19 protein-coding genes are annotated in these 26,433 nt (G+C 71.8%); 11 read left to right on the top strand and 8 right to left on the bottom strand.

Going from position 1 to position 26,433, the window contains the following annotated elements; translation table 11 throughout:
- Positions 1-183: 183 nt before the first annotated feature.
- Positions 184-1,155 (bottom strand): hydroxyacid dehydrogenase, encoded by a 972-nt coding sequence (locus tag AB0H82_RS35585; RefSeq protein WP_362999675.1) that lies wholly within the window; start codon positions 1,153-1,155, stop codon positions 184-186.
- A 371-nt stretch (positions 1,156-1,526) separates the two neighbouring features.
- Between AB0H82_RS35585 and AB0H82_RS35580 the strand changes: the two genes are divergently transcribed.
- From AB0H82_RS35580 to AB0H82_RS35565, 4 genes are all read left to right on the top strand, one after another.
- Positions 1,527-2,381, top strand: coding sequence for an ABC transporter permease subunit (locus tag AB0H82_RS35580; protein ID WP_362999674.1), 855 nt, complete (start codon positions 1,527-1,529; stop codon positions 2,379-2,381).
- Positions 2,378-3,274, top strand: a complete 897-nt coding sequence (locus AB0H82_RS35575; RefSeq protein WP_362999672.1) for a carbohydrate ABC transporter permease — start codon at positions 2,378-2,380, stop codon at positions 3,272-3,274. Before AB0H82_RS35580 ends, AB0H82_RS35575 begins: the two co-directional genes overlap by 4 nt.
- A gap of 49 nt (positions 3,275-3,323) precedes the next feature.
- Positions 3,324-4,961, top strand: coding sequence for an extracellular solute-binding protein (locus tag AB0H82_RS35570; protein WP_362999671.1), 1,638 nt, complete (start codon positions 3,324-3,326; stop codon positions 4,959-4,961).
- Between the two features lie 134 nt (positions 4,962-5,095).
- Positions 5,096-6,160 carry a LacI family DNA-binding transcriptional regulator gene (locus AB0H82_RS35565; RefSeq protein ID WP_362999670.1) on the top strand — a complete coding sequence of 355 codons (1,065 nt, stop codon included), beginning with the start codon at positions 5,096-5,098 and terminating at the stop codon, positions 6,158-6,160.
- 167 nt (positions 6,161-6,327) lie between these two features.
- On the opposite strand, the gene AB0H82_RS35560 is transcribed toward AB0H82_RS35565, so the two are convergent.
- The 3 genes from AB0H82_RS35560 to AB0H82_RS35550 all read right to left on the bottom strand — a co-directional run bounded on the left by AB0H82_RS35560 (position 6,328) and on the right by AB0H82_RS35550 (position 9,411).
- Complete coding sequence (locus tag AB0H82_RS35560) at positions 6,328-7,125, bottom strand: alpha/beta hydrolase (protein WP_362999669.1); 798 nt, start codon at positions 7,123-7,125, stop codon at positions 6,328-6,330.
- Positions 7,122-7,784 carry a DUF998 domain-containing protein gene (locus tag AB0H82_RS35555; RefSeq protein ID WP_362999673.1) on the bottom strand — a complete coding sequence of 221 codons (663 nt, stop codon included), beginning with the start codon at positions 7,782-7,784 and terminating at the stop codon, positions 7,122-7,124. Before AB0H82_RS35555 ends, AB0H82_RS35560 begins: the two co-directional genes overlap by 4 nt.
- Positions 7,785-7,935: 151 nt before the next feature.
- A complete protein-coding gene (locus AB0H82_RS35550; RefSeq protein ID WP_362999668.1) occupies positions 7,936-9,411 on the bottom strand; it encodes an APC family permease in 1,476 nt (491 codons plus the stop codon).
- A 70-nt stretch (positions 9,412-9,481) separates the two neighbouring features.
- On the opposite strand from AB0H82_RS35550, the gene AB0H82_RS35545 reads away from it, so the two are divergent.
- The 3 genes from AB0H82_RS35545 to AB0H82_RS35535 all read left to right on the top strand — a co-directional run bounded on the left by AB0H82_RS35545 (position 9,482) and on the right by AB0H82_RS35535 (position 13,815).
- Positions 9,482-10,090 carry a hypothetical protein gene (locus AB0H82_RS35545; protein WP_362999667.1) on the top strand — a complete coding sequence of 203 codons (609 nt, stop codon included), beginning with the start codon at positions 9,482-9,484 and terminating at the stop codon, positions 10,088-10,090.
- A gap of 136 nt (positions 10,091-10,226) precedes the next feature.
- Positions 10,227-11,873 carry a multicopper oxidase family protein gene (locus tag AB0H82_RS35540; protein ID WP_362999666.1) on the top strand — a complete coding sequence of 549 codons (1,647 nt, stop codon included), beginning with the start codon at positions 10,227-10,229 and terminating at the stop codon, positions 11,871-11,873.
- Between the two features lie 181 nt (positions 11,874-12,054).
- Complete coding sequence (locus AB0H82_RS35535) at positions 12,055-13,815, top strand: NAD+ synthase (protein WP_362999665.1); 1,761 nt, start codon at positions 12,055-12,057, stop codon at positions 13,813-13,815.
- A gap of 125 nt (positions 13,816-13,940) precedes the next feature.
- On the opposite strand, the gene AB0H82_RS35530 is transcribed toward AB0H82_RS35535, so the two are convergent.
- On the bottom strand, positions 13,941-15,155 hold the full coding sequence (locus tag AB0H82_RS35530) for an MFS transporter (protein ID WP_362999664.1): 1,215 nt from the start codon (positions 15,153-15,155) through the stop codon (positions 13,941-13,943).
- A gap of 188 nt (positions 15,156-15,343) precedes the next feature.
- Positions 15,344-16,375, bottom strand: a complete 1,032-nt coding sequence (locus AB0H82_RS35525) for an endonuclease/exonuclease/phosphatase family protein (protein ID WP_362999663.1) — start codon at positions 16,373-16,375, stop codon at positions 15,344-15,346.
- A gap of 309 nt (positions 16,376-16,684) precedes the next feature.
- Between AB0H82_RS35525 and panB the strand changes: the two genes are divergently transcribed.
- The 3 genes from panB to AB0H82_RS35510 all read left to right on the top strand — a co-directional run bounded on the left by panB (position 16,685) and on the right by AB0H82_RS35510 (position 20,080).
- The gene (gene panB, locus AB0H82_RS35520; RefSeq protein ID WP_362999662.1) at positions 16,685-17,566 is read left to right on the top strand and encodes a 3-methyl-2-oxobutanoate hydroxymethyltransferase; all 882 of its coding nucleotides are present in this window, start codon (positions 16,685-16,687) and stop codon (positions 17,564-17,566) included.
- Between the two features lie 658 nt (positions 17,567-18,224).
- Positions 18,225-19,253, top strand: coding sequence for an ATP-binding cassette domain-containing protein (locus tag AB0H82_RS35515; protein ID WP_362999661.1), 1,029 nt, complete (start codon positions 18,225-18,227; stop codon positions 19,251-19,253).
- Complete coding sequence (locus AB0H82_RS35510) at positions 19,250-20,080, top strand: ABC transporter permease (RefSeq protein WP_362999660.1); 831 nt, start codon at positions 19,250-19,252, stop codon at positions 20,078-20,080. Before AB0H82_RS35515 ends, AB0H82_RS35510 begins: the two co-directional genes overlap by 4 nt.
- Positions 20,081-20,113: 33 nt before the next feature.
- Here AB0H82_RS35510 and AB0H82_RS35505 read toward each other — a convergent pair whose 3' ends face one another.
- On the bottom strand, positions 20,114-23,449 hold the full coding sequence (locus AB0H82_RS35505; protein WP_362999659.1) for a BTAD domain-containing putative transcriptional regulator: 3,336 nt from the start codon (positions 23,447-23,449) through the stop codon (positions 20,114-20,116).
- 43 nt (positions 23,450-23,492) lie between these two features.
- Complete coding sequence (locus AB0H82_RS35500) at positions 23,493-24,203, bottom strand: hypothetical protein (protein WP_362999658.1); 711 nt, start codon at positions 24,201-24,203, stop codon at positions 23,493-23,495.
- 124 nt (positions 24,204-24,327) lie between these two features.
- Between AB0H82_RS35500 and AB0H82_RS35495 the strand changes: the two genes are divergently transcribed.
- Complete coding sequence (locus AB0H82_RS35495; RefSeq protein ID WP_362999657.1) at positions 24,328-26,253, top strand: trypsin-like serine protease; 1,926 nt, start codon at positions 24,328-24,330, stop codon at positions 26,251-26,253.
- Positions 26,254-26,433: the final 180 nt, after the last annotated feature.

Genomic DNA, 26,433 nt, shown 5'->3' with positions numbered 1-26,433 from the left:
GCCGGCGGGGGTTCCCCGCCTTCGCCCCTACCTGGCAGCTGCGTCGCGGGGCAAACGGGTGGGTGGGTGGGAGGTATCCGCCGCGGAGCGGCGGGCTTGGGGCTCCTACCCGGGCGGGGCGGCGCAGGGCGGATCCACTCGCCCCGCCCCGGAGAGGCGTGTGCTCAAGGCCCAGGGGCCAGGTCAGGCCAGGCGGGCCAGGTCCTCGCGGAGGAGGCGGCCCCGGAGCCGCACCCCGGCGACGTAACGTTCGACCTCGGAGACCGCGTACTCCCCGAGCCTGCGCACCTCGCTCCCCTGTGCCCCCGCGACATGCGGGGTGACCAGCACGTTGGGGAGGCGGAGGAGGACGTGGTCCGCCGGGAGCGGCTCGGGGTCCGTGACGTCGAGGAACGCGTCCAGGCGCCCCGCCCCGCACTCCCGCGCCAGCGCCTCCGTGTCGACCAGTGAGCCCCGCGCCGTGTTGATGACGACCCCGCCGTCCGGGATGCGCTTCAGCATGTCGGCGTTCAGGAGGTGCCGGGTCTCCGGGAGTTGGGGCGCGTGGACCGTGACGATGCTGCTGCGCTCGCACAGCGTGGGCAGGTCCACCGGTTCGGCGCCCAGTTCCGCCGCCTCGGCGCGGGTCACGTAGGGGTCCGTGAGCAGGACGTGGAAGCCCGCGTCCGACGCGCGCAGCGCCGTGATCACGCGGCGGCCGATCCGGGACGCGCCGATGACGCCGATGGTGCGCGCGTCCGCTCCGGTGCGGTCGGTGAAGGGCGGCCACCCGGACGCGTACGCCGCCGCGGTCGGCAGCGCCCCCTTCGCCGCGAACGTGATCGCGGCGAGCGTGAAGGCCACCACCGGATCGGCGTTGGCGTCCGCCGCCGAGGAGACGATGATGCCGCGGTCCCACACGGCCTCCGTCACCATCGGCTTGACGGAGCCCGCCGCGTGGACGACGGCGCGCAGGGCGGGTGCGGAGGCCAGGATCCCCGGGGTCAGGGGCGGGCAGCCCCAGCCTGTGATCAGTACTTCGGTCGTGGACAGGACGGCCGCCGCCTCGGTCGTCGTGAGGGGGCCGGAAAGCAGCGGCTCGGTCAACTGCACGCTGCGGGCAAGCCGTTCGCGTAGGTCCGGGGTGAACACGCGCTCCGCGACCTCGGCGCCCATGGCCAGGGCCGTGACGGGCGGGCCTTCGCCGTTCCCTGCTCGCCGATCCGCCCGCTCTGCCTGATCTGCCACGCGTGACCGTCCCTCGTAGTAACCGGTTACCAACCAGCGTCTGGAGGTTAGGGCTGGATCGGGAGAGTGGTCAAGAGACGGGCGGGTGAAGGGGGTTGACCGGGTGAAGTAACCGCTTTAGATTCCGGGCACCTTATTCCGACGACGGAGGGGTTGCCGTGCCGACGGTGACGAAGGACCGGGCGGAAACCGAGGCGGTGAAGCCGCCCGGCAGGCGCCATACCGGGTCAGATGGCAGGAAATCGGTACGTGATACGGCGTGGAAGCGGTTTCAGCGCACTCGTTTCCTCGTGCTGCTCATGGTGCCGGGGCTCGTCTACTTCCTGGTCTTCCACTACGGCGCCTTCATCGCCAACGCGGTGGCCTTCAAGGAGTACGTCCCCTTCGACGGCCTCTGGGCCAGCCCGTGGGTGGGCACGGAGAACTTCTCGCGGATGTTCGGTGATGCGGACTTCTGGCACGCGACGTGGAACACCCTGTTCATCGCCGTGCTGCAGCTGGTCTTCTTCTTCCCCGCGCCGCTCGCCCTCGCGCTGCTCCTGCACAGCCTGACCTCGGATCTGCTGCGTCGTTTCACGCAGTCCGTGATCTATCTGCCGCACTTCCTGTCGTGGGTCGTCGTCGTGGCCCTCTTCCAGCAAGTGCTGAGCGATACAGGGCTGTTGAACACATTTCTGAGCGACTCGGGGCTGCACACCGTCGACATCATCGGCAATCCGGACGCGTACAAGGCGCTCGTCGTCGTGGAGGTGATCTGGAAGGACGCGGGGTGGGGGACCATCATCTTCCTCGCCGCGCTGATGCAGGTCGACGAGCAGTTGTACGAGGCCTCCGCCATCGACGGGGCCGGGCCCTGGCGGCGCTTCTGGCACGTCACGCTGCCCAGCATCCGGCCCATCGTCATCCTGCTGCTGATCATGCGGCTCGGCGACATCCTCTCGGTCGGCTTCGAACAGATGCTGCTGCAGCGGCAGTCGGTCGGCCCGGAGGTCGGCGAGGTGCTCGACACCTTCGTCTTCTGGCAGGGAATCGTCGGCGGCGACACCGGATACGCGGCGGCCGCGGGCCTGTTCAAGGGCGTCGTCGGCGCGGCGCTCGTCTTCACCGCCAACCGGATCGCCCACCGGCTCGGCGAGCAGGGGGTCTACAAGTGAGTACAGGTCAGGTCACCAGGCCCGCCTGGCTGGAGAAGCCGCGGTTCGCCACCAAGACCGCCAAGGCCGTCGCGGTGGCGGTCGTTCTCGCGCTCGTGCTCGTTCCGTTCCTCGTCATCGTCTCGACCTCGCTCGCCTCCAACCGGGAGGTCGTGGACAACGGCGGCTGGGTGCTGTGGCCGAGCGATCCGACGCTGCGCGCCTACCGGACCATCCTCGACGGCGGCATCGTCACCAAGGCGCTCGGCGTGAGCGTCGGCCTCACGGTCGTGGGCACGCTCTTCTCGCTCGCGTGCACCACCTTCCTCGCGTACGCCCTGGCACGCCCCGGTGTCTTCGGCGGCAAGCCCGTGCTGCTGCTCATCCTCTTCACGTTCCTCTTCCCGCCCGGCATGATCCCCGCGTTCCTGCTGGTCAAGGGGATGGGGATGATGGACACCTATGCCGCGCTGATCGCGCCCGTCCTCATCAACGTCTTCAATCTGATCGTGCTGCGCGGCTTCTTCCAGGGGATACCCGAGGAGTTGTACGAGGCCGCCCGGCTCGACGGCGCCGGTGACTGGCACATCCTGTGGCGGATCGTGCTCCCGCTGTCCAAGGCCGCGCTCGCCGTGGTCTCCCTCTTCTACGCCGTGAGCTATTGGAACGCCTGGTTCCATGCCTCCATCTACATGGAGTCCGGCCACTGGCCGCTGTCGCAGGTGCTGCGTACGTACGTCATCGGCGGCTCCCAGATCGCCGACACCGGCCTGAGCGAGGCCGGCATGGTCTCCGCCCCGCAGACGACGCAGATGGCCGTCCTGGTGATCGCCACCGTGCCGATCCTGCTCGTCTATCCCTTCCTGCAGAAGTACTTCACCAAGGGCGTGCTCACCGGCGCCATCAAGAGCTGATACCTCAACCCGTCGTCCAGAAGGGCTCATCCACGTGTCCGGTTCCTCGATGTCGCGGCGTACCGTGCTCCGCTCCATAACCGTCGGCGGCGCCGCCCTGGCCGCCCCGTCCGTCCTCACCGCCTGCTCGACCGGCTCCGGCGGGGGCGGCGACGTCGCCAACGCGGGCAAGAAGGCGGCACCCTGGCCGACCTACACGCCGGCGAAGGGCCCCACCCCCGACCTGCCGCCGACCGCCGAGGGCGTCCAGCCCGGGTACACGAAGTACCCGCAGAAGCTGGTGCGGGCGACGAGCGAGAAGCCGGGCACCGGCAAGCAGAAGATCAAGGTCATGACCATCACCTACGGCACCCCGCCGAAGCCGGTCGGCCGCAACGAGTACTGGCAGGCCGTCAACGAAGCATTGGGTGTCGAGGTCGAGTTCACCGTCGTGCCGGACGCGGACTTCCGCGCCAAGATGTCCACCCTCATGTCGGGCGACGACCTGCCCGACATGATCAACTTCGGGGGTGGTTACGTCCTGCCGCGCGAGTCGCAGTTCGTGAAGTCGCGGTGCGCCGATCTGAGCGAGCACCTGTCGGGCGACGCGGTCAAGGACTATCCCAACCTCGCCAACATCCCCACGTACGCCTGGGAGGGCATGGGCCGCATCGCCGGGCGCATCTACGGCCTGCCGATCGAGCGCGCCAAGGTGCAGGGCGCGATGTTCATCAACCGCGAGGCGTTCGACCGGGCCGGGTACGAGCCGGGGATGTCCGCGCCCGACTTCCGGACGATGGCGAAGGAGGCCTCGCAGGGCAGGAAATACGCCCTCGGCGCGTCCACGGTGGGCTTCTTCGGCTACATGTACCACGCGATGTGGCACGGCGCGCCCAGCCAGTGGCAGATCAAGGACGGCAAGGTCACCGACATGTACGGGACCGACGCGTTCAAGGCCGCCCTTGAGTACATGGCCGGGATGCGCGAGGCCGGCTCGTACAACCCGGACGCCACGTCGATCTCCCAGGTCGACCTGAAGACCCAGTTCCACAACGGCACCGTCCGCTCGATGACCGACGGCTGGGGCGCCGTCGTCTCCAACGCCCAGGGCATCAAGGATGAGTTCACCCTCGACGTCGCCGAGCCCTACACGGTCGACGGCGCCACACCCGTCTACCAGCAGAACCGCGGCTGTTTCGGCTACACCGTCATCAAGAAGGCCTCCAAGGAGCGGGTGCGGCTGATGCTGCGGGTGCTCGACTGGCTGGCCTCGCCGTTCGGCTCGAAGGAGTACGAGCTGATGCACTACGGAGTGGAGGGCACCCACTTCGAGTACAACAAGGACGGCGACCCGGTCGCCACCGAGCTCGGCTTGATCGACTCCAGGACCAACCTGCCCTTCCCGTACCTCATGGACGCGCCGCAGCCCCTGTACTTCCCCGGCTTCCCCGGCCTCACCGAGCGGCTGCACGCCTGGGAGAAGAAGGTCGTCCCGCTCCTCGTGCCCGACGACCACTGGGGCCTCATGTCGGACACGTACAACCGGCAGGGCGCCTCGATGCAGCAGGTCATCGAGGACGGCGTGACGGCGATCGTCTCCGGCCGCAAGAAGCTCTCCGACTGGGACGGCATCTACGGCAAGTGGCGGTCGCAGGGCGGCAAGCGGGCCGCCGAGGAGTTCCTCAAGGAGTACGAGGCCGCGCACTGACCCGGCGGCGGGGCGCGGGATGATGGGTCCCGGGGCGGGCGCCGCGAGGCAAGTCGGCCCCGGGCCCGGCGGGTTGGCCGCCGGACGGCGGCCGGCCGATGGCCGATGGCCGATGGCCAGGAGAGGGAGACACAGTGGGTGAGCGGGTCACCATCCGCGAGGTGGCCGCGCGCGCGGGCGTCTCGGTGGCGACGGTATCGCGGGTGCTCGCGGGCAACTACCCGACGTCCACGGCGTCGCGCGCCAAGGTGCTGCGCGCGGTCAAGGACCTGGACTACGTCGCCAACGCGCACGCGCGCGCGTTGGCGGGCGCGGGCCGCAAGACGATCGCGGTGCTCATGTACGACGTGGTCGGGGCGTTCTACGCACAGGTCGCGCAGGGGGTGGAGGTGGAGGCCGCCCAGCGGGGCCGCCTCACCCTGGTCGCGTCCACGGGCAGCGACCCGTCGCGCGAGCTGGCCCTCGTCCAGATGATGCGGGAACAGGCCGCCGAGGCCGTGATGCTGGTGGGCGGCGCCGTCCAGGACGACGAGTACCGGCAGCGGATGGCGCGGTACGCCGAGGCGCTCGCGGCGGCGGGCTCCCGGCTCGTCCTGTGCGGGCGTCCCGCGCCGACGCCCGACATGCCGGCGCTGGTCGTCGAGTACGACAACGAAGCGGGCGCCCACGCGGTGACCAGCCACCTCCTGGGCGCCGGGCACCGGCGGATCGCGCTGCTCGGCTACGAGCCGGGCAACACGACCGGCGAGGACCGGCTCGCCGGCTACCTCCGGGCGCTCGCGGACCACGGGGTGCCGCGCGAGGAGGCCGTCCTCCACGGCATCGGTTTCGGGCAGAACCACGGCTATCGGGCGATGCGGGAGCTGCTCGACAGGTCGGACGGCAGGCCCGACTTCACGGCGGTCTTCGCGGGCGACGACCGGGCCGCGGCGGCGGCGATCATCGCGCTGCGGGAGTACGGGTTGCGGGTGCCGGAGGACATGTCGGTGGTCGGCTACAACGACGACCCGGTGGCCGGTGACATCACCCCCGGTCTGACGACCGTCCACATCCCCGCGGAGGAAATGGGCCGCACGGCGGTGCGCCGCGCCCTCTCCGGTTCTCCGGCCGCGGGCCAGGAACGCCATGTCCTCGGCACGCACATCGTGATCCGGGACAGTGTCCGGGTGCTCCGGTCGCGCAGTTCCCCGCGCCCCTGACGGGGCCGGTTGTCCGGTGCGGGTCGGTCGTGGTTGTTCGCGCAGTTCCCCGCGCCCCTGAACGGGCCGCTCCTCGGGTGCGGGCCTGCTGTGGTTGCTCGCGCAGTTCCCCGCGCCCCTGAGGGCGCCCCTGGCGGGGCCCGGTTGTCGGGTGCGGGGGCGTTTCGTCATGGTGTTGTCGTCAGGATTGTTCTTGCGACCGTGTCCGGGCGGTCGTGCATCACCAGGTGGCCCGACGGCTCGGCGACGTGGAAGGTCGCGTCGAGGTGGCGGGCCAGCCGGTGCTGGCGGGTGAGCCAGCGGCGTGAACCTCCCGCGTAGGCTGCGAGTACCGCCACCGGGACCCCGCCCGGCAGGGCCGCGCGGAGCCGGAGTGCGGTGAGTTCATGTGCCACGTCGGCGTACGTCGCGTACTCCATGAGCGTCGCCCGCCACACGCGGCTGCTTCCGTACACCCGGGCCCAAGGGGTGGGTGCCGCCAGGCGTCGCAGTGCGGGGCCCGTCGCCCGTGGCAGGCCCGCCGCGCACAGCAGCGTGCCGCACGCGCGCGTGGCCGCCACCCGGACCCCGCGCGGCAGCAGGGCGCGCGGCCGCTCCTCGACGCTGGAGTCGACGAGGACGAGTCCCTCCGTACGTTCCGGATACAGCCTCGCGAACGCCTCCGCGTGGAATCCGGCGAGGGAGTGGCCGACCACCGTGACCGGTTCCGCGCCGAGCCGTACCGCGTCGAGGACGCGTCGGACGCGGTCCGCCTCGCTCCGCAAAGTGGGTGCCACGCGCGCGTGGCCGCTGAGGCCGAGGCCGGGGCGGTCGAAGCGGACGACGGTCCGGTGCGGGGTCAGGAACGGGACCACCGGCTCCCAGTCGAACCAGCCGAGGCCGAGCCCCGCACTGAGCACGCACACCGGCCCGCTCCCGGTCACCTCGACATGGTGCGGGACTCCCCCGACGCGTACGAAGGTCACTCCCGCCCCGCCTCCGAAGGCGGAACCTTTGCCGTTTTCAACACGGACCGTGCCAGCGTCACCAGCCATACCGCGATCAACAGCACCTGGAGGCGTTGGCCGATCCCGAGCCACCACGTCCCCCGCCCCGCCTCGAACGCGGCGACGGATGCCAGCGTCCAACCCGTGGCGGCCAGTTCGAGGACGACGAGGAGGGGCCCGGTGCGCGCGAGGGTCGGCCACGTACCGGCGCGACGACGTGCGGCGACCGTGAGCAGCACCATGCCGAGCAGCGCTCCGATGACCGCCAGGCTGCTGCTGACGGTGTGTGCGGAGTGCGTCCAGGGGACGGTGCCCGCCCGCTCGCGCGCGGCGCAGCCCGCGTCGGCGGTCGCCACGCAGCTCAGCGGGAGACGGGAGTCGGCCGCCGTGGCCGCCCCGAACAGCGCGAGCCCCGCCCAGCCCGCCGTGGTCCACCACCCTCGGAGCGGCAGCCGTGCCAGGGCGACCGCCGCGCCCGCGAGGGCGAGCAGGCCCGCGACGAAGTCCGCGGTGCGGAAGAACGTCCCGTACGGCTGGTCCTCGGCGGCGAGTTCACTGACGTACGTCGTGCGGGGCGAGAGCCCGGTCGGCAGGAAGGCCTCGACCGTCCACGTGCTGTACGCGAGGGCGGCGGCCATCAGGAGGACCGTGAGGGCGCGCGCGGCGGCGGGCCGGAGGGGTCTGCCGGGGCGGTCGTCACGGGGCTGTCGACGGCGCTTCTGCTGCCGCGGCCGCTGTGCCGCCATGGGGGCCGCTGTCGTCCTGGAGGAGGACACCGGTGGGCACACGCTATTTCTGCGCATGGGCCGGCCGGTGCTCGGGGTGGACCCAGCTGGGTTTGCGGTACTTGAGGAAGGCCGCGGGCGCCAGGACGCCGAGCGCGAGGAGGCCGCCGCCGACGATCAGCAGATAGCGCCAGAGCGGGCCCTTGCCGAACTGGTCGGGCGGCACGAAGCCGATGGCCAGCGCGATGAGCGACGCGACGAAGCCGACGGACGCCACGAGCGTCACGGCGGGGACCACGAAGCCGCGTGGTACTTCCGGATGAGATTTCCGCAGCCGTACGACGGCGACGAACATCAGCAGATACGCGATGAGGTAGATCTGCACGGTGATGACGGAGAACATCCAGTACGCACTGGAGACGTCGTCGCTGAAGGCGTAGAGGACACCGATCAGGGTGGTGATCACGCCCTGCGCGACCATGATGTTCCGGGGGACGCCCGCCTTGTTGAACTTCTGCAGGACGGGCGGCAGATAGCCCTCCTGCCGGGAGAGCGTCACGAGCCCCTTCGCGGGCCCCGCGAGCCAGGTGAGCATGCCGCCGAGCGCGGCCATGACCAGCATGATGCCGACGACCTTCGTCAGCCAGCCGACGTGGAAGTGGTCGAAGAAGGCCTGGAAGGCCTGCATCAGACCGGCGGTGAGGCTGAGCTCCCCCGACGGCATGACCCAGCTGATGGCCAGGGCCGGAAGGATGAAGATCAGCAGGACGAGGCCGGTGGCGAGGAAGATCGAGCGGGGGTACTCGGAGCGGGGGTGGCGCAGCGACGACACGTGGACGCCGTTCATCTCCATGCCCGCGTAGGAGAGGAAGTTGTTGACGATGAGGACCAGGCTGGCGAGGCCGGTCCACGGGGGCAGCCAGTGGTCGGTGCTCATGGGCGCGGCGGACGGGTTGCCCTGTCCCAGGAAGACGATGCCGAGCGCGACGAGGACGACACCGGGGACGAGGGTGCCGATGACGAGCCCCCAGGAGGACAGGCCGGCGACTGTCCTGGTCCCCCGGCACGTGACCCAGACGCCGGTCCAGTAGATGACGACGATGACGATCGCTACGTAGAGGCCGTTTTCGGCGAGGCTCGGATGGACGACGTACGCGAACGTCGAGGCGACGTAGGCGAGCAGGCTCGGGTAGTACGCGATGGTCATGGCGAACTGGCACCAGACGGCGACGAACCCGAGCGGCTTGCCGAGGGCCTCGCTCACCCAGCGGTAGATGCCGCCGGACCACCCGGAGGCGAGCTCGGCGCCGACGAGGGCGGTGGGGAGCAGGAAGACGACGGCGGGCAGGAGGTAGAGGAAGACGGCGGCCAGTCCGTAGATGGCCATGGAGGGCGAGGGGCGGAGACTGGCCACGGACGCGGTGGTCATCAGGGCGAGCGTCAGCCAGGAGATGAACTGCCGCGGAATGGCCGGGTCCGGCTCCGGCAGGGTTCCCGCACCGGTCTGCTCGGTCTGCCCCGGTTCGTCCTTTTTCGTCATGCGCTCATGATCGTCGGAGCGGCGGGGGCCCGCATGTCGCCGGATACCCGGCGGGGGTAGGGTGCGCCTCATGGCGAGGACGAGGAGCCGCACGGGGCACGGGCAGTGGCTGCTGCTCGTCGCGCTGCTCTTCGGGATCGTGACCATGCATACGCTGGGGCATCCTTCGGGGGGTTCCGGCGGGGGGCATGGGGGCGCCCGGCACGGGGGTGACCGGCAGGTGGCCGGTGAGTCCCTTGCGGGTGCGGCCGGTGCGGCCGGTGCGCCGGACGGCCTCGGTGAGGGCCGGGGTCGCATGGGCGGCACGGTCGGTGAGCACCGGGCGGACGCCGGCCACGGGGACCCGATGAACCCCGGGCGTCACGGGGACCTCATGAACCCCGAGATGAACCCCGAGATGGACCCCGGGCGTCACGGGGACCGTGACATGGGCGTGGCCGTGTCCGCGGCCGGTCCCGCCTCCGGGTCGCACGACGGTGGGATGGCGATGGACCCGCTGTCCGTGTGCCTGGCGGTGCTGGGCGCCTTCACGCTCGCCGTGCTGGTGCGGGCCGGACTGCTGCGGCGCGGCCCGGGCATCGCCCGTTCGCGCGCTCCCGGGCGGCTCCTCCACGTTCTGCGGCCCAACCCGCCGCCGCCTCGCATACTCCTCTCCCGTCTGTCGGTGCTGCGCATCTAGGCCTGCGCACCGGCTGCTTCGCGCTGCCCGCCGAACTCGCGGTGTCCCGGTGGGGACCCGCGGGGGTCGAGCGGTGCACCAGAAGCAGCGGATGCGCCCATCTGCACGCACCATCACGACGAGGTGTCACCCAGCCATGCGTAAAGAAGCTTCTCCCTCACACGTCATCCCCTCGCGCGTCATCCCCTCGCGCGCCATCTCCTCAGGCGTCGCTCCCTCGCGGCGCGCCGTGCTCGGCGTCGCGGCCGCCGTCGCCGGGGCGGGAGTCCTGACGGCGTGTTCCGACGCGGACCGGGGCGGCGGCCACGGCGGACACGGCCGGGGCGGCGCGGCCGGGCCCGAGGGCTATGTGGCCCCGGCGGGCGAGGAGGTCGCGGCCGCCGAGAAGAAGCGGGGCAGCGGCGGCCGGACCCGCGAGGTGAGGCTGACGGCGGTGGAGACCGGGCTCGACCTGGGCGGCCCCGAGGTCAGGACGTGGGCGTACGGGGACCGGCTCCCCGGCCGGGAGGTCCGGGTCACCGCGGGCGACACCCTCGCCCTCACTCTCGCCAACCACCTCCCGCAGGCCACCTCCCTGCACTGGCACGGCATCGCCCTGCGCAACGACATGGACGGCGTCCCCGGCCTCACCCAGCAGGACATCAAGCCCGGAGCGGACTTCACCTACCGCTTCGCGGTGCCCCACCCGGGGACGTACTGGTTCCATCCGCACTCCGGCACCCAGCAGGACCGCGGGCTGTACGCACCCTTGATCGTCGAGGACCCGAAGGAGCCGCTGAAGTACGACAAGGAGTGGGTGATCGTCCTCGACGACTGGGTCGACGGAGTGGACGGCTCGACCCCGGACGGCGTGCTCGCGGAGCTGAGCAAGGGCATGGCCGACCACGACATGGGCGGCGGGGCCTCCGGCGGCCACGGCGGGCACGACATGTCGAACGCCCCGTCCGGCCCCTCCCGCATGATGATGGGCGCCAAGAGTGACCTGCTGGGCGGCGACGCGGGCGACGTGGCCTACCCGCACTACCTCATCAACGGGCGCACGCCCGCGGCACCTTCGCAGTTCCGCGCCCGCCCCGGCGACCGCATCCGCCTCCGCATCATCAACGCCGGCGGGGACACGGCCTTCCGCGTGGCCCTCGGCGGCCACGCGATGACGGTGACGCACACGGACGGCTTCCCCGTGCGGCACGCGAGGGCGGAGGCGCTGCTCATCGGCATGGGCGAGCGGTACGACGTGCTGGTCACCGCCAAGGACGGCGTCTTCCCGCTGACCGCCGTCGCCGAGGGCAAGAAGGCGGCGGCGCTCGCGGTGCTGCGCACGGGCGGCGGGGCGGCGCCGACCGCGTCGACGCGCCCCGGCGAGCTGAAGGGCCGCCTCCTGACCGCCGCCGAGCTGCGGGCGCACGAGTCGGTCGCCCTGCCCTCCCGCAAGCCGGACCGCACGATCAGGCTGCAACTGACGGGCGGCATGGCCGCGTACGACTGGGCCTTCGACAAGAAGCCCTACTCCCCCGGCCGGCGCCACCCCGTCCGCGCCGGTGAGCGGGTCCGTCTGACCTTCGCCAACTCGACATCGATGTGGCACCCCGTGCACCTGCACGGCCACACCTTCGCCCTGGCGAACACCCCGGGCGGCCCCCGCAAGGACACCGCGATCGTCCTGCCGAACAGCACCCTGACGGTGGACTTCGAGGCGGACAACCCGGGCCTGTGGATGATCCACTGCCACAACGTGTACCACGCGGAGGCGGGAATGATGACGGTCCTCGGCTACCGGAGCTGACGGGCGGCTCCGCATACCGGAGCCGAAAAACCGGTGCTCCCGGACAACCGGCCGGACCCACCGTCCGGGAGCACCGCCCGTCCCCCCGCAGCCCACACGGGCGCGGTCGGCCCGCTCGTGTGACACCCCCGGCCCGGCCCCCAGCAAGGCATCGCGTCGCTCTGACGATTACACTGATTCCGTGCCTCAACTACGCCTCGCTCTGAATCAGATCGACTCGACCGTCGGTGATCTCGCCGGGAACGCCGAGGCGATCGTCCACTGGACCCGGCACTCCGCCGAGCAGGGGGCGCATCTCGTCGCGTTCCCCGAGATGGTGCTGACCGGCTATCCCGTCGAGGACCTCGCGCTGCGTTCGTCCTTCGTTCAGGCATCCCGGGCGGCGCTGCGCGCGCTCGCCGTGCGGTTGCGGGACGAGGGGTTCGGAGAGCTGCCGGTCGTCGTCGGCTATCTCGACCGCACCGAGGAGGCCAAGCCGAAGTTCGGCCAGCCCGCGGGCGCCCCGCGCAACGCGGGGGCGGTGCTGTACCGCGGTGAGTGCGTCCTGACGTACTCCAAGCACCACCTGCCCAACTACGGCGTCTTCGACGAGTTCCGGTACTTCGTGCCGGGCGAGACGCTGCCGGTCGTGCGGGTGCACGGCGTCGACGTCGCGCTCGCCATCTGCGAGGACCTCTGGCAGGACGGCGGCCGCGTACCGGCGACGCGCAGCGCGGGGGCGGGCCTGCTGCTCTCCATCAACGCGTCGCCGTACGAGCAGAACAAGGACGACCAGCGCCTCGAACTCGTGCGCAAGCGCGCGCAGGAGGCCGGCTGCACCACCGCGTACCTCGCGATGATCGGCGGGCAGGACGAGCTGGTCTTCGACGGCGATTCGATCGTCGTCGACAAGGACGGCGAAGTCATCGCCCGTGCCCCGCAGTTCTCCGAGGGCTGTGTCGTCCTCGACCTCGACCTGCCGGCCGCCGCGCCCGTGCCGCCGTCCGGCGTCGTGGACGACGGGCTGCGCATCGAGCACGTGACGCTGTCGGAGGAGCCGCTTCCCGCGTACGAGGCCGAGCTCACCGGCGGGTACGCCGAGCGGCTCGACGACGACGAGGAGGTGTACTCGGCGCTCGTCGTGGGGCTGCGCGCGTACGCCGCGAAGAACGGTTTCAGCAGCGTCCTGATCGGCCTCTCCGGCGGCATCGACTCGGCGCTCACCGCCGCCATCGCCTGCGACGCGCTGGGCGCGCAGAACGTGTACGGCGTCGCCATGCCGTCCCGCTACTCGTCCGACCACTCCATCAGCGACGCGGAGGAGCTGGCGCGGCGCACCGGGCTCAACTTCCGCACCGTGCCGATCGCCCCGATGTTCGACGCGTACATGGGCTCGCTGGGGCTCACCGGGCTCGCCGAGGAGAACCTCCAGTCGCGGCTGCGCGGCACGATGCTGATGGCGCTCTCCAACCAGGAGGGGCACATCGTGCTCGCGCCGGGCAACAAGTCCGAGCTGGCGGTCGGGTACTCCACGCTGTACGGCGACTCCGTGGGGGCGTACGGCCCGATCAAGGACGTCTACAAGACGGCGATCTTCCGGCTCGCCGAGTGGCGCAACCGCTCGGCGCGGGAGCGGGGGCAGACGCCGCCGATCCCGGAGAACTCCATCACCAAGCCGCCGAGCGCCGAACTCCGCCCCGACCAGGTCGACACGGACTCGCTCCCCGACTACCCGGTCCTGGACGCGATCCTGGAGCTCTACGTCGACCGGGACCAGGGCGCCGACGCGATCGTGGCCGCCGGGTACGACCGGGAGCTGGTCGTCAAGACGCTGCGGATGGTGGACACCGCCGAGTACAAGCGGCGGCAGTACCCGCCGGGGACGAAGATCTCCGCGAAGGGCTTCGGCAAGGACCGCCGCCTGCCCATCACCAACCGCTGGCGCGAGTCCGCCGCCGGCTGAGGAGTGGCGGTGTACTGAGCCGCCGCTTCGCGGCGGATCTTCTTCCCATCCACCCACCCACCCGTTTGCCCCGCACCGGGCGGGGGCTGTAGGGCGCCGCCCGGTGCGGGTGGGTGGGTGGCGCGTCAGTGGCGGGCGGGTTCGCGCTGCTCGGCCGACGAGGCCACGACCCGCTCCGTACCCGGTACGGGACCGCGCCGCAGGTCCACCGCGTACGCCAGGCCCGCGACGCCGAGGCCCAGGACCGCCAGAAGGGCGCCGGTCACCGCCGGGGACGTCACGCCGAAGCCGGCCGCGAGGGCGAGGCCGCCGATCCAGGCGCCGCCCGCGTTGGCGAGGTTGAAGGCGCCCTGGTTGGCCGAGGAGGCCAGGGACGGGGCCGCCGCGGCCTTCTCCATGACCATGAGCTGCAGCGGCGAGCCCGTCGTGAACGCCGCCATGCCGAGCAGGGCGACGCCGAGCGCCGCGCTCCATCCGGCGCTCATGAGCAGCGGGAAGAGCGCGAGGACGACGGCCAGCGCCGTGAGTCCGCCGAAGAGCGTGCCGCGCAGGGAGTGGTCCGCGAGGCGTCCGCCCAGCAGGTTGCCCGCCGTCGCGCCCACGCCGAACAGCGCGAGGAGCAGCGTGACGCTGGACTCGGCGTAACCGGCCGCGTCGGTCAGCATCGGCGTGATGTAGCTGTACGCCGCGAAGAGCGCCCCGAAGCCGGCGACGGTCGTGCCGAGCGCCAGCCACACCGGGAGACTGCGCAGCGCGCGGAGCTCGCCGCGCAGGCCCGTCGCGTCGCCGTGGCCGTGGTCGGCCGGGACCAGGAGGGCGAGCGCGGCGATGGCCGCGAGCCCGATCGCGCTCACCGCGAGGAACGTGGCGCGCCAGCCGAGCTGCTGCCCCATGGCCGTGGCCACCGGTACGCCCACGATGTTGGCGACGGTCAGGCCGAGGAACATCAGGGACACCGAGCGGGCCTTGCGCTCGGGGGCGACGAGCCCGGTGGCGACGACCGCGCCGACCCCGAAGAACGCGCCGTGCGGCAGCCCGCTGAGGAAGCGGGCAGCCATCAGCAGGTGGTAGTCGGGGGCCGCCGCCGACAGCGCGTTGCCGACCACGAAGAGCACCATCAGGCCGATGAGGACGCGGCGGCGCGGCAGCTTCGCGGTGACGGCGGCGAGAAGCGGGGCGCCGATGACGACGCCCAGCGCGTACGCCGAGACGAGGTGTCCCGCGGTGGGGATGGACAGGTGCAGGTCGTCGGCGACGTTGGGCAGCAGGCCCATCATCACGAACTCGGTGGTGCCGATGCCGAAGGCGCCCACGGCGAGGGCGAGCAGGGCCAGGGGCATGAAGAAGTACCTTCCACGGAACGGGGGCGGTGCGGTGTGGGGGTGTGGTGCGCGCTGAGATGCGCGCTGCGAAAGAAAGGGGAATCCGTAAGTTTACGTACGGAACAAACCCTCGCCCACCCAGTATTCCGTGAGATCGCGACCGTGCGGTCACATGCGGACCACGCGGACGTTACGAGGATCGGACGTTACGACGAGAGGTCGACCCGTGCCGCGATCGGCAGGTGGTCGCTGCCTGTCTCCGGCAGCGTCCAGGAGGAGACCGGCTCGACGCCCTTGACCATGATCTGGTCGATGCGGGCCATCGGGAACGACGCGGGCCAGCTGAAGCCGAAGCCGTCGCCCGCCGCGCCCTGCGTGGAGCGCATCTGCGAGGTGACCGCGTTCAGGGCGCGGTCGTTCATCGTGCCGTTGAGGTCGCCGAGCAGGACGACCTTGCCGAGCTTCTCGTCGGCGATGGCCTCGCCGAGCGCGTCGGCGCTGTTGTCGCGCTGGTTGGCGGTGAAGCCCGCGTCGAGCTTCACGCGGACCGAGGGCAGGTGCGCGACGTAGACACCGACGTCGCCCTTGGGCGTGTTGACCGTCGCCCGCATCGCCCGCACCCAGCCCAGCTTGATGTCCACGGGCCTGGCGTCGGTCAGCGGGTACTTGCTCCACAGGCCGACGGTGCCCTTCACCGAGTGGTACTTGTACTCGCCCGCCAGTGCCTTCTCGTACGTGGGGACGGCGTCCGCGGTGAGCTCCTCCAGCGCGATGACGTCGGCGCCGGAGGAGGCGACGTCCTGGGCGGTGCCGGTCGGGTCGGGGTTGTCCGCGTTCACGTTGTGCGTGGCCACGGTCAGGTCGCCGCCGGTGCCGCCCGACTTGCCGGTGATCAGGCCGCCGAACGAGTTGATCCAGATGATCAGGGGCAGCAGCAGGGCGATCAGCGCGGTGGCGGACTTGCGGACCACCGCGATGACGAGCAGCACCGGGATGAAGACGCCGAGCCAGGGCAGGAAGGTCTCGGTCAGGCTGCCGAGGTTGCCCACGTTGTTGGGGATCTGCGCGTGGAAGAGCATCACCAGCGCGATCAGGACCGCGGCGCCCGCCGTGACGAGACCGCGCCGCCAGATGCCCGGGTCGCCCCGCCAGCCGTCGAGCAGGCGGCGGAACCGGGACCCCGGACGCTCGGGGCCCGAGCCGCCGCTGCCCGTCTCCGTCATGTACGCCTGCGCCATGCTGTCGTCGCCTCACTGCCTGCCGTGCACACCGTCTGTCCCGCCCCCTGAAACCCTAGGCGATGATCCGGTGTCGTCCCTGCCGTCCACGACGGCCGTACAGGCACCATGACGTCCGGGGCGGCGCGAGGGGTTCCTGATCTGCCGGGGAGAGCGCCCTCTGTGACGAAATGCGCACAACCCGGCCCCGCCCTGCGCCGAAACCGCTGTCGGAACTCCCACTAGCCCCGGGGCGGCACGTGGTGCCACCATGGAGGTGATCCGGGGACGCCGTCAGGGCGCCTCGAGATGACAGAAGGAGCCGTTGCGATGACGCAGCTTTCGGCTGCCCAGAAAAGCGCCGACGCCCCCAGGAGCCCCGACAGCAGCAAGGCGCTGTACGGCGGCAAGGGCACCCGGCGCATCACTGTGCGCGACATCACCGCCGCCAAGGAGCGCGGCGAGAAGTGGCCCATGCTCACCGCCTACGACGCGATGACCGCGTCCGTCTTCGACGAGGCGGGCATCCCCGTCATGCTCGTCGGCGACTCGGCGGGCAACTGCCACCTGGGGTACGAGACGACCGTGCCCGTCACCCTCGACGAGATGACCATGCTGTCCGCGGCGGTCGTACGGGGCACTTCGCGCGCCCTGATCGTCGGCGACCTGCCGTTCGGCTCGTACCAGGAGGGCGCCGTCCAGGCGCTCCGGTCGGCGACGCGCCTCGTGAAGGAGGCGGGCGTCGGCGCGGTGAAGCTGGAGGGCGGTGAACGCTCCCTCGCCCAGACCGAGCTGCTCGTCCAGTCCGGCATCCCCGTCATGTCGCACCTCGGCCTGACCCCGCAGTCCGTGAACACCATGGGCTACCGGGTGCAGGGCCGCGGCGACGAGGCCGCGCACCGGCTCCTGAACGACGCGAAGGCCGCGCAGGACGCGGGCGCCTTCGCGGTCGTCCTGGAACTGGTCCCCGCGGAGCTCGCCGCCGAGGTCACCCGCTCCCTGCACATCCCGACCGTCGGGATCGGGGCGGGCTCCGAGTGCGACGCGCAGGTCCTGGTCTGGACGGACATGATGGGCCTGACCGGCGGAAAGATGCCGCGCTTCGTCAAGCAGTACGCGGAGCTGCGGAACGTCATGGCCGGCGCGGCGAAGGCGTTCGCGGAGGACGTCGTGGGCGGCGCGTTCCCGGCGCCGGAGCACGCGGTCCACTGAGGCCGTGGGGGCGGACGGCTCCCCTGACGTCCGCCCCGCCGTCCGCCTGGACGTCCGCCTGGACGTCCGCCTGAGACCACCGCGGCACGACGGCAGCCCGTCGATCTTCCCCCGTCGACGGGCTGCCGGTTCTCGCCCCTGGGCGGTGGGGCGGCTGCGGGTCTTCTTGTCCCGCCGCTTCGCGGCGGATGCTCCCCACCCACCCACCCGTTTGCCCCGCGAGTCAGGCACAGGTAGGGACATCTACGGTTCCGATCCGTGCGCGACGCGCGGGCGGGTGGGCGTGTGGGCCCACAATTCCGATCCGTGCGCGCCACACGAGCGGATCGGCGGGCGGGGAAGAACCCACCGCAAGTCAGGCGCCGGGAGGCGCCCCTACAGTGCCGTTCGGTGCGGGGCGAACGGGTGGGTGGGTGGGAGGCATCCGCCGCGGAGCGGCGGGACAGGAAGACCCGCACCGGGCAGACAAGTGGACGGACGGGAAACATCCGGCGCGGAGCGGCGGGGCAGGAGCGGGAGCGGGCCCGCCCGGGCGCGGGCGAAAGTGCAGCCCCCGGGGGAGGGGCCTGTGTTGGGCGAGTCCCGTCACCGACCCCGCGAGGCCCCGCTGTCGGTGGGATGTCGGTCGTTTGTCGGTGGGGTCTGACACCTTGTGGGCATGACGCGAATCGACATGAACCCCGGCGGCGCAGGGAGCGCGGTCACCGTAAGGGGACTGGTCAAGCACTACGGCGCGACCAAAGCTCTGGACGGCGTGGACCTCGACGTGCGCGAGGGCACCGTCCTCGGTGTGCTCGGGCCCAACGGCGCCGGTAAGACGACCCTCGTACGCTGCCTCTCGACCCTGATCACCCCGGACGCGGGCACCGCCCTCGTCGCCGGGTACGACGTGGTCCGCCAGCCCCGCCAGCTCCGCCGCGTGATAGGCCTCACCGGCCAGTACGCGTCGGTGGACGAGAAGCTCTCCGGCCGGGAGAACCTGTACATGATCGGGCGGCTGCTCGACCTGTCCCGCAAGGAGGCCAGGTCCCGCGCCGACGGCCTGCTGGAGCGGTTCTCGCTGACCGAGGCCGCCAAGCGCCCGGCGAACACGTACTCGGGCGGTATGCGCCGCCGCCTCGACCTCGCCGCGTCGATGATCGGCAGCCCGGCCGTCCTGTACCTGGACGAGCCGACGACGGGGCTCGACCCCCGTACCCGTAACGAGGTGTGGGCCGAGGTCAAGCGCATGGTGGGCGACGGCGTGACCGTGCTGCTCACCACCCAGTACATGGAGGAGGCCGAGCAACTGGCCTCCGAGCTGACGGTCATCGACCGCGGCAAGGTCATCGCCAACGGCGGCATCGAGGAGCTGAAGGCGAAGGTCGGCGGCCGCACCCTGCGCGTCCGCCCGGCCGACCCCCTGGAGCTGCGCCCGCTGGCGAACGCCCTCGACGACCTCGGTCTGACCGGCCTCGCCACCTCGACGGTCGACGTCGAGACCGGCACGGTCCTCGTGCCGATCCTCAGCGACGAGCAGCTGACCGCCGTGGTCGGCGCGGTCACCGCGCGCGGCATCACGATCGGCTCGATAGCCACCGAACTGCCCAGCCTGGACGAGGTGTTCCTCTCCATCACCGGCCAGAAGGCCAGTGCCCCGCAGGACGCCCGTCCGTCCGAGAACGAGCTTGAGGAGGTCGCCGTATGAGCGCCACCACACTCACGGCCGCCCCCCTCAAGACGGGGGAGGCGGACTCCCGCATCGGCCTGCGCGGCCACGTCCGCCACACCAGCGCCCTGGTCCGCCGCAACCTGCTGTGGATCCGGCAGGACCCGGAGTCGATGTTCGACGCGGTCCTGATGCCGATCGTCTTCACGCTCCTGTTCGTGTACGTCTTCGGCGGCTCCATCGGGCAGGCGCTCGGCGGCGGCCAGGACCAGTACGTGCAGTACGTGGTCCCCGGCATGATGGCGATGATGAGCATGAACATCGCCATGGCCGTCGGCACCGGCTTCAACCAGGACTTCCAGAACGGCATCATGGACCGTTTCCGTACCCTGCCGATCGGTCAGGGCTCGGTGCTGTTCGCCAAGATCGTGGTGGAGCTGATGCGGCTGCTCATCGCGACGACGATCATGATGATCGTCGGTGTCCTGGTGGGCTTCGACATCACGAACTGGCTCGGCCTGTTCGCCGCCGTGGGCCTCTCCGCCCTGTTCGGCACGTCGATCATGTGGATCTTCCTGGTCCTCGGCGTCTCCATGAAGAGCGCCCAGTCCGTGCAGGCGATGGGCTTCCTGGTCCTGATGCCGCTGCAGTTCGGCTCGTCGATCTTCGCGCCGACGCAGTCGATGCCGGGCTGGCTGCAGGGCTTCACCGACTACAACCCGCTGTCCTCGCTCGCGGACTCCGCGCGCGGCCTGATGGTCGGCGGCCCCGTCGCGCACGACGTGTGGGTGACGGTCGGCTGGTCGGTGGCGCTCACGCTGGTGATGGCGCCGATCGCGATCCACAAGTTCCGCACGAAGAACTGAGCACCGGGTCAGCCGATCCCCCGTCGGGGCGCGTCACTCGGCCCACGTGGCGCACAGGGCGGTGGTCTCCTCCAGGGAGAGGCCGCCGCCCTTCGCGTACGCCGCTTCGAAAGCGTCGTCCCCGAGCGCGGCCCTGCACCGCTCCCGCGCGCCCTCGCAGATCTCCCGCTCCATCGTGGTCGCGACGTGGCGCGGCGGCAGCTCCCGGTCGGCGACCGCGAGGATCCGCGCGGCGTCGTACGCACGGGCACCGCCCCCGGCCCCGGACACGCCCCCGTTCCCGTTCCCGCCCCCGGCCAGCGCCCACGCGACGAGCGACAGTTGGACCGAGACCATCTGCGGCGCGACCATCCGCGACAGCGGGTCGAGGGCCTTCTCGAAGGCCTCGCGCGCCCCGGCGAGCGCCTCGGCGTACCGCCCGTCCAGTAGGTCGAGCCAGGCCCCGATGCCGAGCACGGAGCTGTCGAAGACCGCGTAACCGATGCCGTTGAACTCCTGCCGCAGCAGCCGCAGTTGCTCGCGCCCCTCGGCGGTGCGGCGGTCGTGGCCCAGCGCGCAGGCGAGGAAGAGCCGGGCCGCGGGCATGACCTCGCCGGTGTGGTGCCTGCCCGGTTCGTCGAGGATTCCCCGCAGCATCGCCTCGCCCCGGTCGAAGAGGTCCCGCCGCTCCGGCGAGTCCGTGAGGATCGCGCCGAGGCGGGCCTTGAGCAGGCCCACCTGGGTCTGGGCACCGAGCTGTTCGGCGTACTCGACGGCGGCTTCGTAGTCCTCGGCGGCCGCCGTGAACTCGCCGCGCCGCTCCCGGGATTCGCCGCGCGCGGAGAGCGCCTCCGCGATGCCCCACACGTCGCCGAGCCGCCGGAATCCGTGCAGCGCCTCGTCCGCGTCGCGGATGGCGTCGCCCGTCCAGTCGCTCCGGTTGGCGAGGATGTTGGCGCGCATTTGGAGGGCGGCGGCGAGCTCCCAGTCGTAGCCGAAGGCACGGCACGCGGCGACGGTCTCGTCGAGGGTGACGCGCAGCAGGTCCATGTCGCCGCCGAGCAGCACGGCGTAGAACCAGAGGTTGCCGGGTGTGCGGCAGGTCTGCGGGAGGCCGGGCCGGTAGGCGCGCCGGATGCCGGCCAGCTTCTCCGTCGCCTCCGGCGACTGCCAGTCGACCAGTTCGAGCTCCATGCAGGAGAGGTGCATCAGGTGCGCGCCCCGGCGGGCCTCCACCAGGAGCTCGGGGCTCATCGGCGGGGGCGCGGCCGTGCACGACTCGTGGAGCGGGGGTGCGGGGGCGACGGGCGGGGCGAAGGGGTCGGGGCCGAGGGCCGTGACGTCGCGGGACCAGTTGCGGGTCTCCATGCGCATCCCGCGCATCTGCCAGTACCAGGAGAGGGACAGGACGAGGCAGAGCGCTTCCTGCTCGTCCCGCGCGGCGAGCGCGTGCCGCAGGGCGGTGCGCAGGTTCTCGTACTCCATCTCAAGCCGCTCCACGGCCGCCTGCTGGCCGCGGCCGCGCAGCTCGGGATCGGTGGTCCTGGCGACCTCGCGGTAGTGCACGAGGTGCGCCCGCTCGGCCGCGGCCCGGTCGCCGGCCTCGTCGAGCCGCTCGCCCGCGTACTCGGCGACGGTCTCCAGGAGCCGGTAGCGCATGCCGCTGCCGTTCGCCTCCGAAGGGGCCGCCACGACAAGGGACTTGTCGACGAGGGAACCCAGCAGGTCGGCGACGTCGTACGTGCTCCCGGCGGCCGCGCACACCTCCTCCGCCGCGGTCAGATCGCAGCCGCCCGCGAAGACCGAAAGCCGTCGCAGCACGGTCCGCTCGGCGTCGTCCAGGAGGTCCCAGGACCAGTCGACGACGGCCCGCAGCGTCTGCTGGCGGGGCAGGACCGTGCGGGCGCCGCTGGTGAGGAGACGGAAGCGGTCGTCGAGGCGGTCGGCGATCTGGCGCGGGGTGAGCAGCCGCAGGCGGGCGGCGGCCAGCTCGATGGCGAGCGGCAGACCGTCGAGCCTGCGGCAGATCTCGGCGACGGCCGCCGCGTCCCCTTCGACGGTGAACCCGGGCCGTGCGGCGGCGCCGCGCTCGGCGAAGAGGCGCACCGCCACCGGTTCGGGCAGCGGCTCGACGGGCCGCAGCGACTCGCCCGGTACGCCGAGGGGTTCGCGGCTGGTGGCGAGGACCGTCAGGCCGGGGCAGCGGGCGAGGAGTTCGTCGGCGAGGCGGGCGGCCGCGTCGACGACGTGCTCGCAGTTGTCCAGGACGAGCAGCATGCGGCGCGCGGCGCAGTGCTCGACGAGCCGGGCGACGGGGTCCTCGCCGTGCCGCTCGGAGAGGGCGCGCAGCTCCTCGGCGCCGGCGCCGCGCAGCACGGTCTCGCGGGCGCCGAGCGCGGTGAGGACGGCCGCGGGGACGTCCGCGGGGTCCTCGACCGGCGCGAGCTCGGCGAGCCACACGCCGTCCGGCAGACCTGGGGCGACGGCCTCGGCGGCCTCCTGCGACAGCCGCGTCTTGCCGGCCCCGCCGGGCCCGAGCAGGGTGACGAGCCGGGCCCGCGCGAGGTCGTCCCGCAGGACGTCGATGTCGGCCTCGCGTCCGACGAACGAGGTGAGCCGGGCCCGTAGGTTACCGGCGGGGCGGCCGCGCGCCGGAGCGGGCACGACCGCATCGCCCCGCAACAACTCCTCGTAGAGCCCGCTCAGTTCGGGTCCGGGGTCGGCCCCGAGCCGGTCCGCGAGCTCGCGGCGTATGCCGTCGTACGCGGCGAGCGCCTCCGCCGGGCGCCCCGTGTCGCGCAGTGCGCGCAGCCGCAGGACGTGCAGGGACTCGTCGAGGGGGTGGGCCTCGCACAGGGCGGCGAGCTCGGGCAGGACCCGCTCCCCCTCGCCCAGGGCGAGGGCCGCGGCCGTCCTGGCGCGCCGGGCGTCGAGGTGGCGGGCGTGCAGGCGGGCGGTGTCCGCGGTGCGTTCCGGCAGGTCGGCGAGGGGTTCGCCGGTCCACAGGGCGAGCGCGTCGTCCAGGACGGCGGCGGCCTTCGCCGGGTCGCCGTCGGCAAGGGCGCGCCCGCCCTCGCCGACCAGCCGGTCGAACCGGAACGCGTCCACGTCATCGGGGCGCGCGCTGAGCCGGTAGCCGCCGTCCACCGAGGCGACGGCGTCCGCGCCGAGGGCTCTGCGGAGCCGCCCGACCAGCGCCTGCAGGGCGCCGGCCGCGTCGGCGGGGGGTTCGCCGGTCCACACCTCGTCGACCAGGGCCGGGGCGGGGACGGGGCGCCCCGCGTGCAGGGCGAGCGCGGTCAGGAGGGCGCGCAGGCGGGCGCCGCCGACGGGAACGGTGGTTCCGTCGGCGCGGACGGCTCGGGTCGGCCCCAGGACGCGGTATCGCACGGGGCCATTGTCCCTTGGCAACGGCGGCCGGGAGACGAGGGCTTCACGCGTGGGACAGTTTCCGCTCGGCTCGGGTGCCCTGGTCCTCGCTGGTCACCGTGACCGTTCCCGCGCCCTCGTCGCCGTCCCACCAGTCGGCGAACGCCTTCCCCAGGGCGTCGACGTTCTTGCGGGTCTCCTTGTCCTCGTACGTGCGGTAGTCCGTCGCCACGGTGACCGCGCCGGGGCCCTTCGCCCCGTAACCGATGGTGAGTTCGGTGACGTGCGGGGCGAGGCGTGCGCCGCCCGGGGCGTTCTTCGCCGTCCAGGAGCGGAATTCCGCCGCGAGGTTCGACGGCTTGTCACCGTCGTACAGCGTGACCGTCCTCGCCGTCTTCCCGCCCTGCCCGAGGATGCGGGCGCTGCCGGCCGCGGGGTCCTCGTCCCACCACTCCGTGAACGCCCCGGCGAGCGGCCCGACCTGTCCCTCCGCCTCGCCCCAGGGTCCGTAGTCCGTGAGGACCCTGACGACTCCGTCGCGGTCACCGGGCCGGTAGCCGAGGCTGATGTGCAGCGCGTGGCCCGCCAGCGCGTCGTCGCGACCGGAGTCGTCCGTCTTCAGCCAGGCGCGGAAGGCGCGCAGCGGATTGGGGTCGTCCTTCGCGGGTCCGCTGTCGCCGGCGCCGCCGGAGCAGCCCACCGTCAGAAGCAGCGCCCCTGCCGCGAGCGCCCCCGCGCGCGTTCCGCTCCGGGCGAGCCGCCCCGTCGTCCCCACTGCGTTCTCCGATCAGATCGACACATCATCAGATGCATGCGTAACGTACCTTCTCGATTGGTCTGTACCGATCGGACCCCGGTTGCCCGGGGTCCGTTTTTCGTGGGGGAACACCACTGTGAGATTGAGACGCAGTCTGACTGCGACAGCCGTCGCGGCCGCACTCCTGGCCGCCGCGGCCCCGGCGTGGTCCGCTCAGGACCCGACGCCGACGAAGCCCTCTTCCCAGCCCTCGAAGCCGCCCTCCCAGGTCCCTGACCAGGAACTGGCCCGCGCGCTCGAAGAGTTCTGGACGCCGGAGCGCATGGCCGAGGCCGAGCCGGTCGAGCAGCAGCAGACCCGCGAGGCCGCGGCGGCCGGGGACGCCGAAGCGGGGAAGGAGCAGGCGCCGCGCAAGGGCATGCAGCGCTCGCCCTCCCACACCTTCGAGGGCATCAAGGAAGTCGGCACCTTCTACTGGGCCCAGAAGGCGGGCAACGACTTCCCGGACCGCTACGACTACCGCTTCTGCGGCGGCACCGTCGTCCCGTCCCCGGGCAAGAACCTGGTCGTGTCGGCGGCGCACTGCTTCGACAGCGACGACCAGAAGAACCTGATCTTCGTGCCGCAGCACAGCGCGAAGAGCCCCATGCCGCACGGCATGTTCCCCATCAAGAAGGCCGGCATCTTCAAGGACCCCGGCTACACCGGGTCCAGGAAGAGCGAGGAGAACTTCACCGGGGTCGACGTCGCGTTCCTCGCCACCGAGCCGCGCAGCGACGGCAAGCAGGTCGAGAACGTCGTCGGGGCCGTCCCGATGGGCTTCAACACCGGCTTCAAGCACACCGTGCACGCCATCGGCTACCCGTACCTGTACGGCGGCGGCAAGTACAAGCCGAAGCAGGACCCGCTCAGCTGCACCACGCCGACGAAGAAGTACACGGCCGACAACACCAAGGACAGCGGCGGCCGGCTCTGGCGCGGCGGCACCTTCACCGAGATCAACTGCGACGGTTACGTCGGCGGCACCTCCGGCGGCCCCTTCATCACGGCGGGCGGCGAGCCGGCGAAGCTGATCGGGGTGACCGGCGGCTGGATGACGGGCGGCCACAGCGCCGACACGTCGTACTCCTCGTACTTCGGCAACGACGTCAAGCGGATCTACGACGCCGCGAAGGCGGGCAAGCAGCCGGCGAGCATCAACCCGCCGCCGATGACCGACCCGGTGCTGCCCCCAGCCGGTACGTGGAAGCACGCCAAGTCCATCGCCAACGGCTACTTCGCCCCCGACGGCCCGGCCTCCGACGAGCGGACGGACATGTTCGTCATGTGGTCGGACGGCGAGCTGAGCGTCTACCGCGGCGCGGGCAGGAAGAAGAACCACTTCGACAAGGAGTTCAAGGTCCAGGGCCCGACCGCCCTGTGGCGCGACCACGCCGAGCAGGTCGTCGCGGGTGACTTCACCGGTGACGCCGGCTCGGACCTGATCGTCCGCTGGTCGGACGGCGAGGTGACGCTCTACCCGTCGGTCGACGAGAAGGGCTTCCACGGCGAGTACCGGCTGGCCGCCGCGAACAGCACCTGGAAGCACGCCGAGGTGATGACCGCGGGCCGCTTCGGCGGCAACAAGGCGCAGGACGACCTGGTCGTGCGCTGGTCGGACGGCGAGGTCACGATGTATCGGAACACCGGGGCCAACAAGAAGCTGGGCAAGGAGATCAAGGTCGTCCCGGCGGGCACCTCCGAGGCCGGCACGTGGAAGCGCGCCACCCAGATCACCGCCGGCCAGTACTCGGGCGACGACGACTGGGACCTCGTCGTGCGCTGGTCCGACGGCAGACTGTCGCAGTACCAGGACTTCACCGGCACGGGAGCCCCCCGGGGCGAGCACAAGTGGCAGGGCCCGAACAGCCGGTGGAAGCACGCCCTCATCGTCAGCGGCGGCGACTTCACCGACAGCCCCCGGGCCGACGACACCATCGTGCGCCGGCCCGACGGTGAACTGATCCTCTACGCCGACGGCAACGCGTCCGGCATCGGTACGGCGACCCGGCTCGTGGCGACCGGCTAACCACGGACGGCGCCCCTCGAAGCGAGGGCCGGGGCGGGGCAACCTCGGGGTGCCTCCGCCCCTCCCCCCCTCGTGCGAGCACAAACAGACCCGCCGCTTCGCGGCGGATGTCTCCCACCCACCCACCCGTTTGCCCCGCGACGCAGCTGCCAGGTAGGAGCAAAGGGGACCCCCGCCGGG

It is taken from the genome of Streptomyces sp. NPDC050732 (assembly GCF_040654255.1).
Taxonomy (GTDB): Bacteria; Actinomycetota; Actinomycetes; order Streptomycetales; family Streptomycetaceae; genus Streptomyces.
Note: the sequence above shows the minus strand (reverse complement) of the source record. Positions and strands in the feature narration are given on the sequence as shown.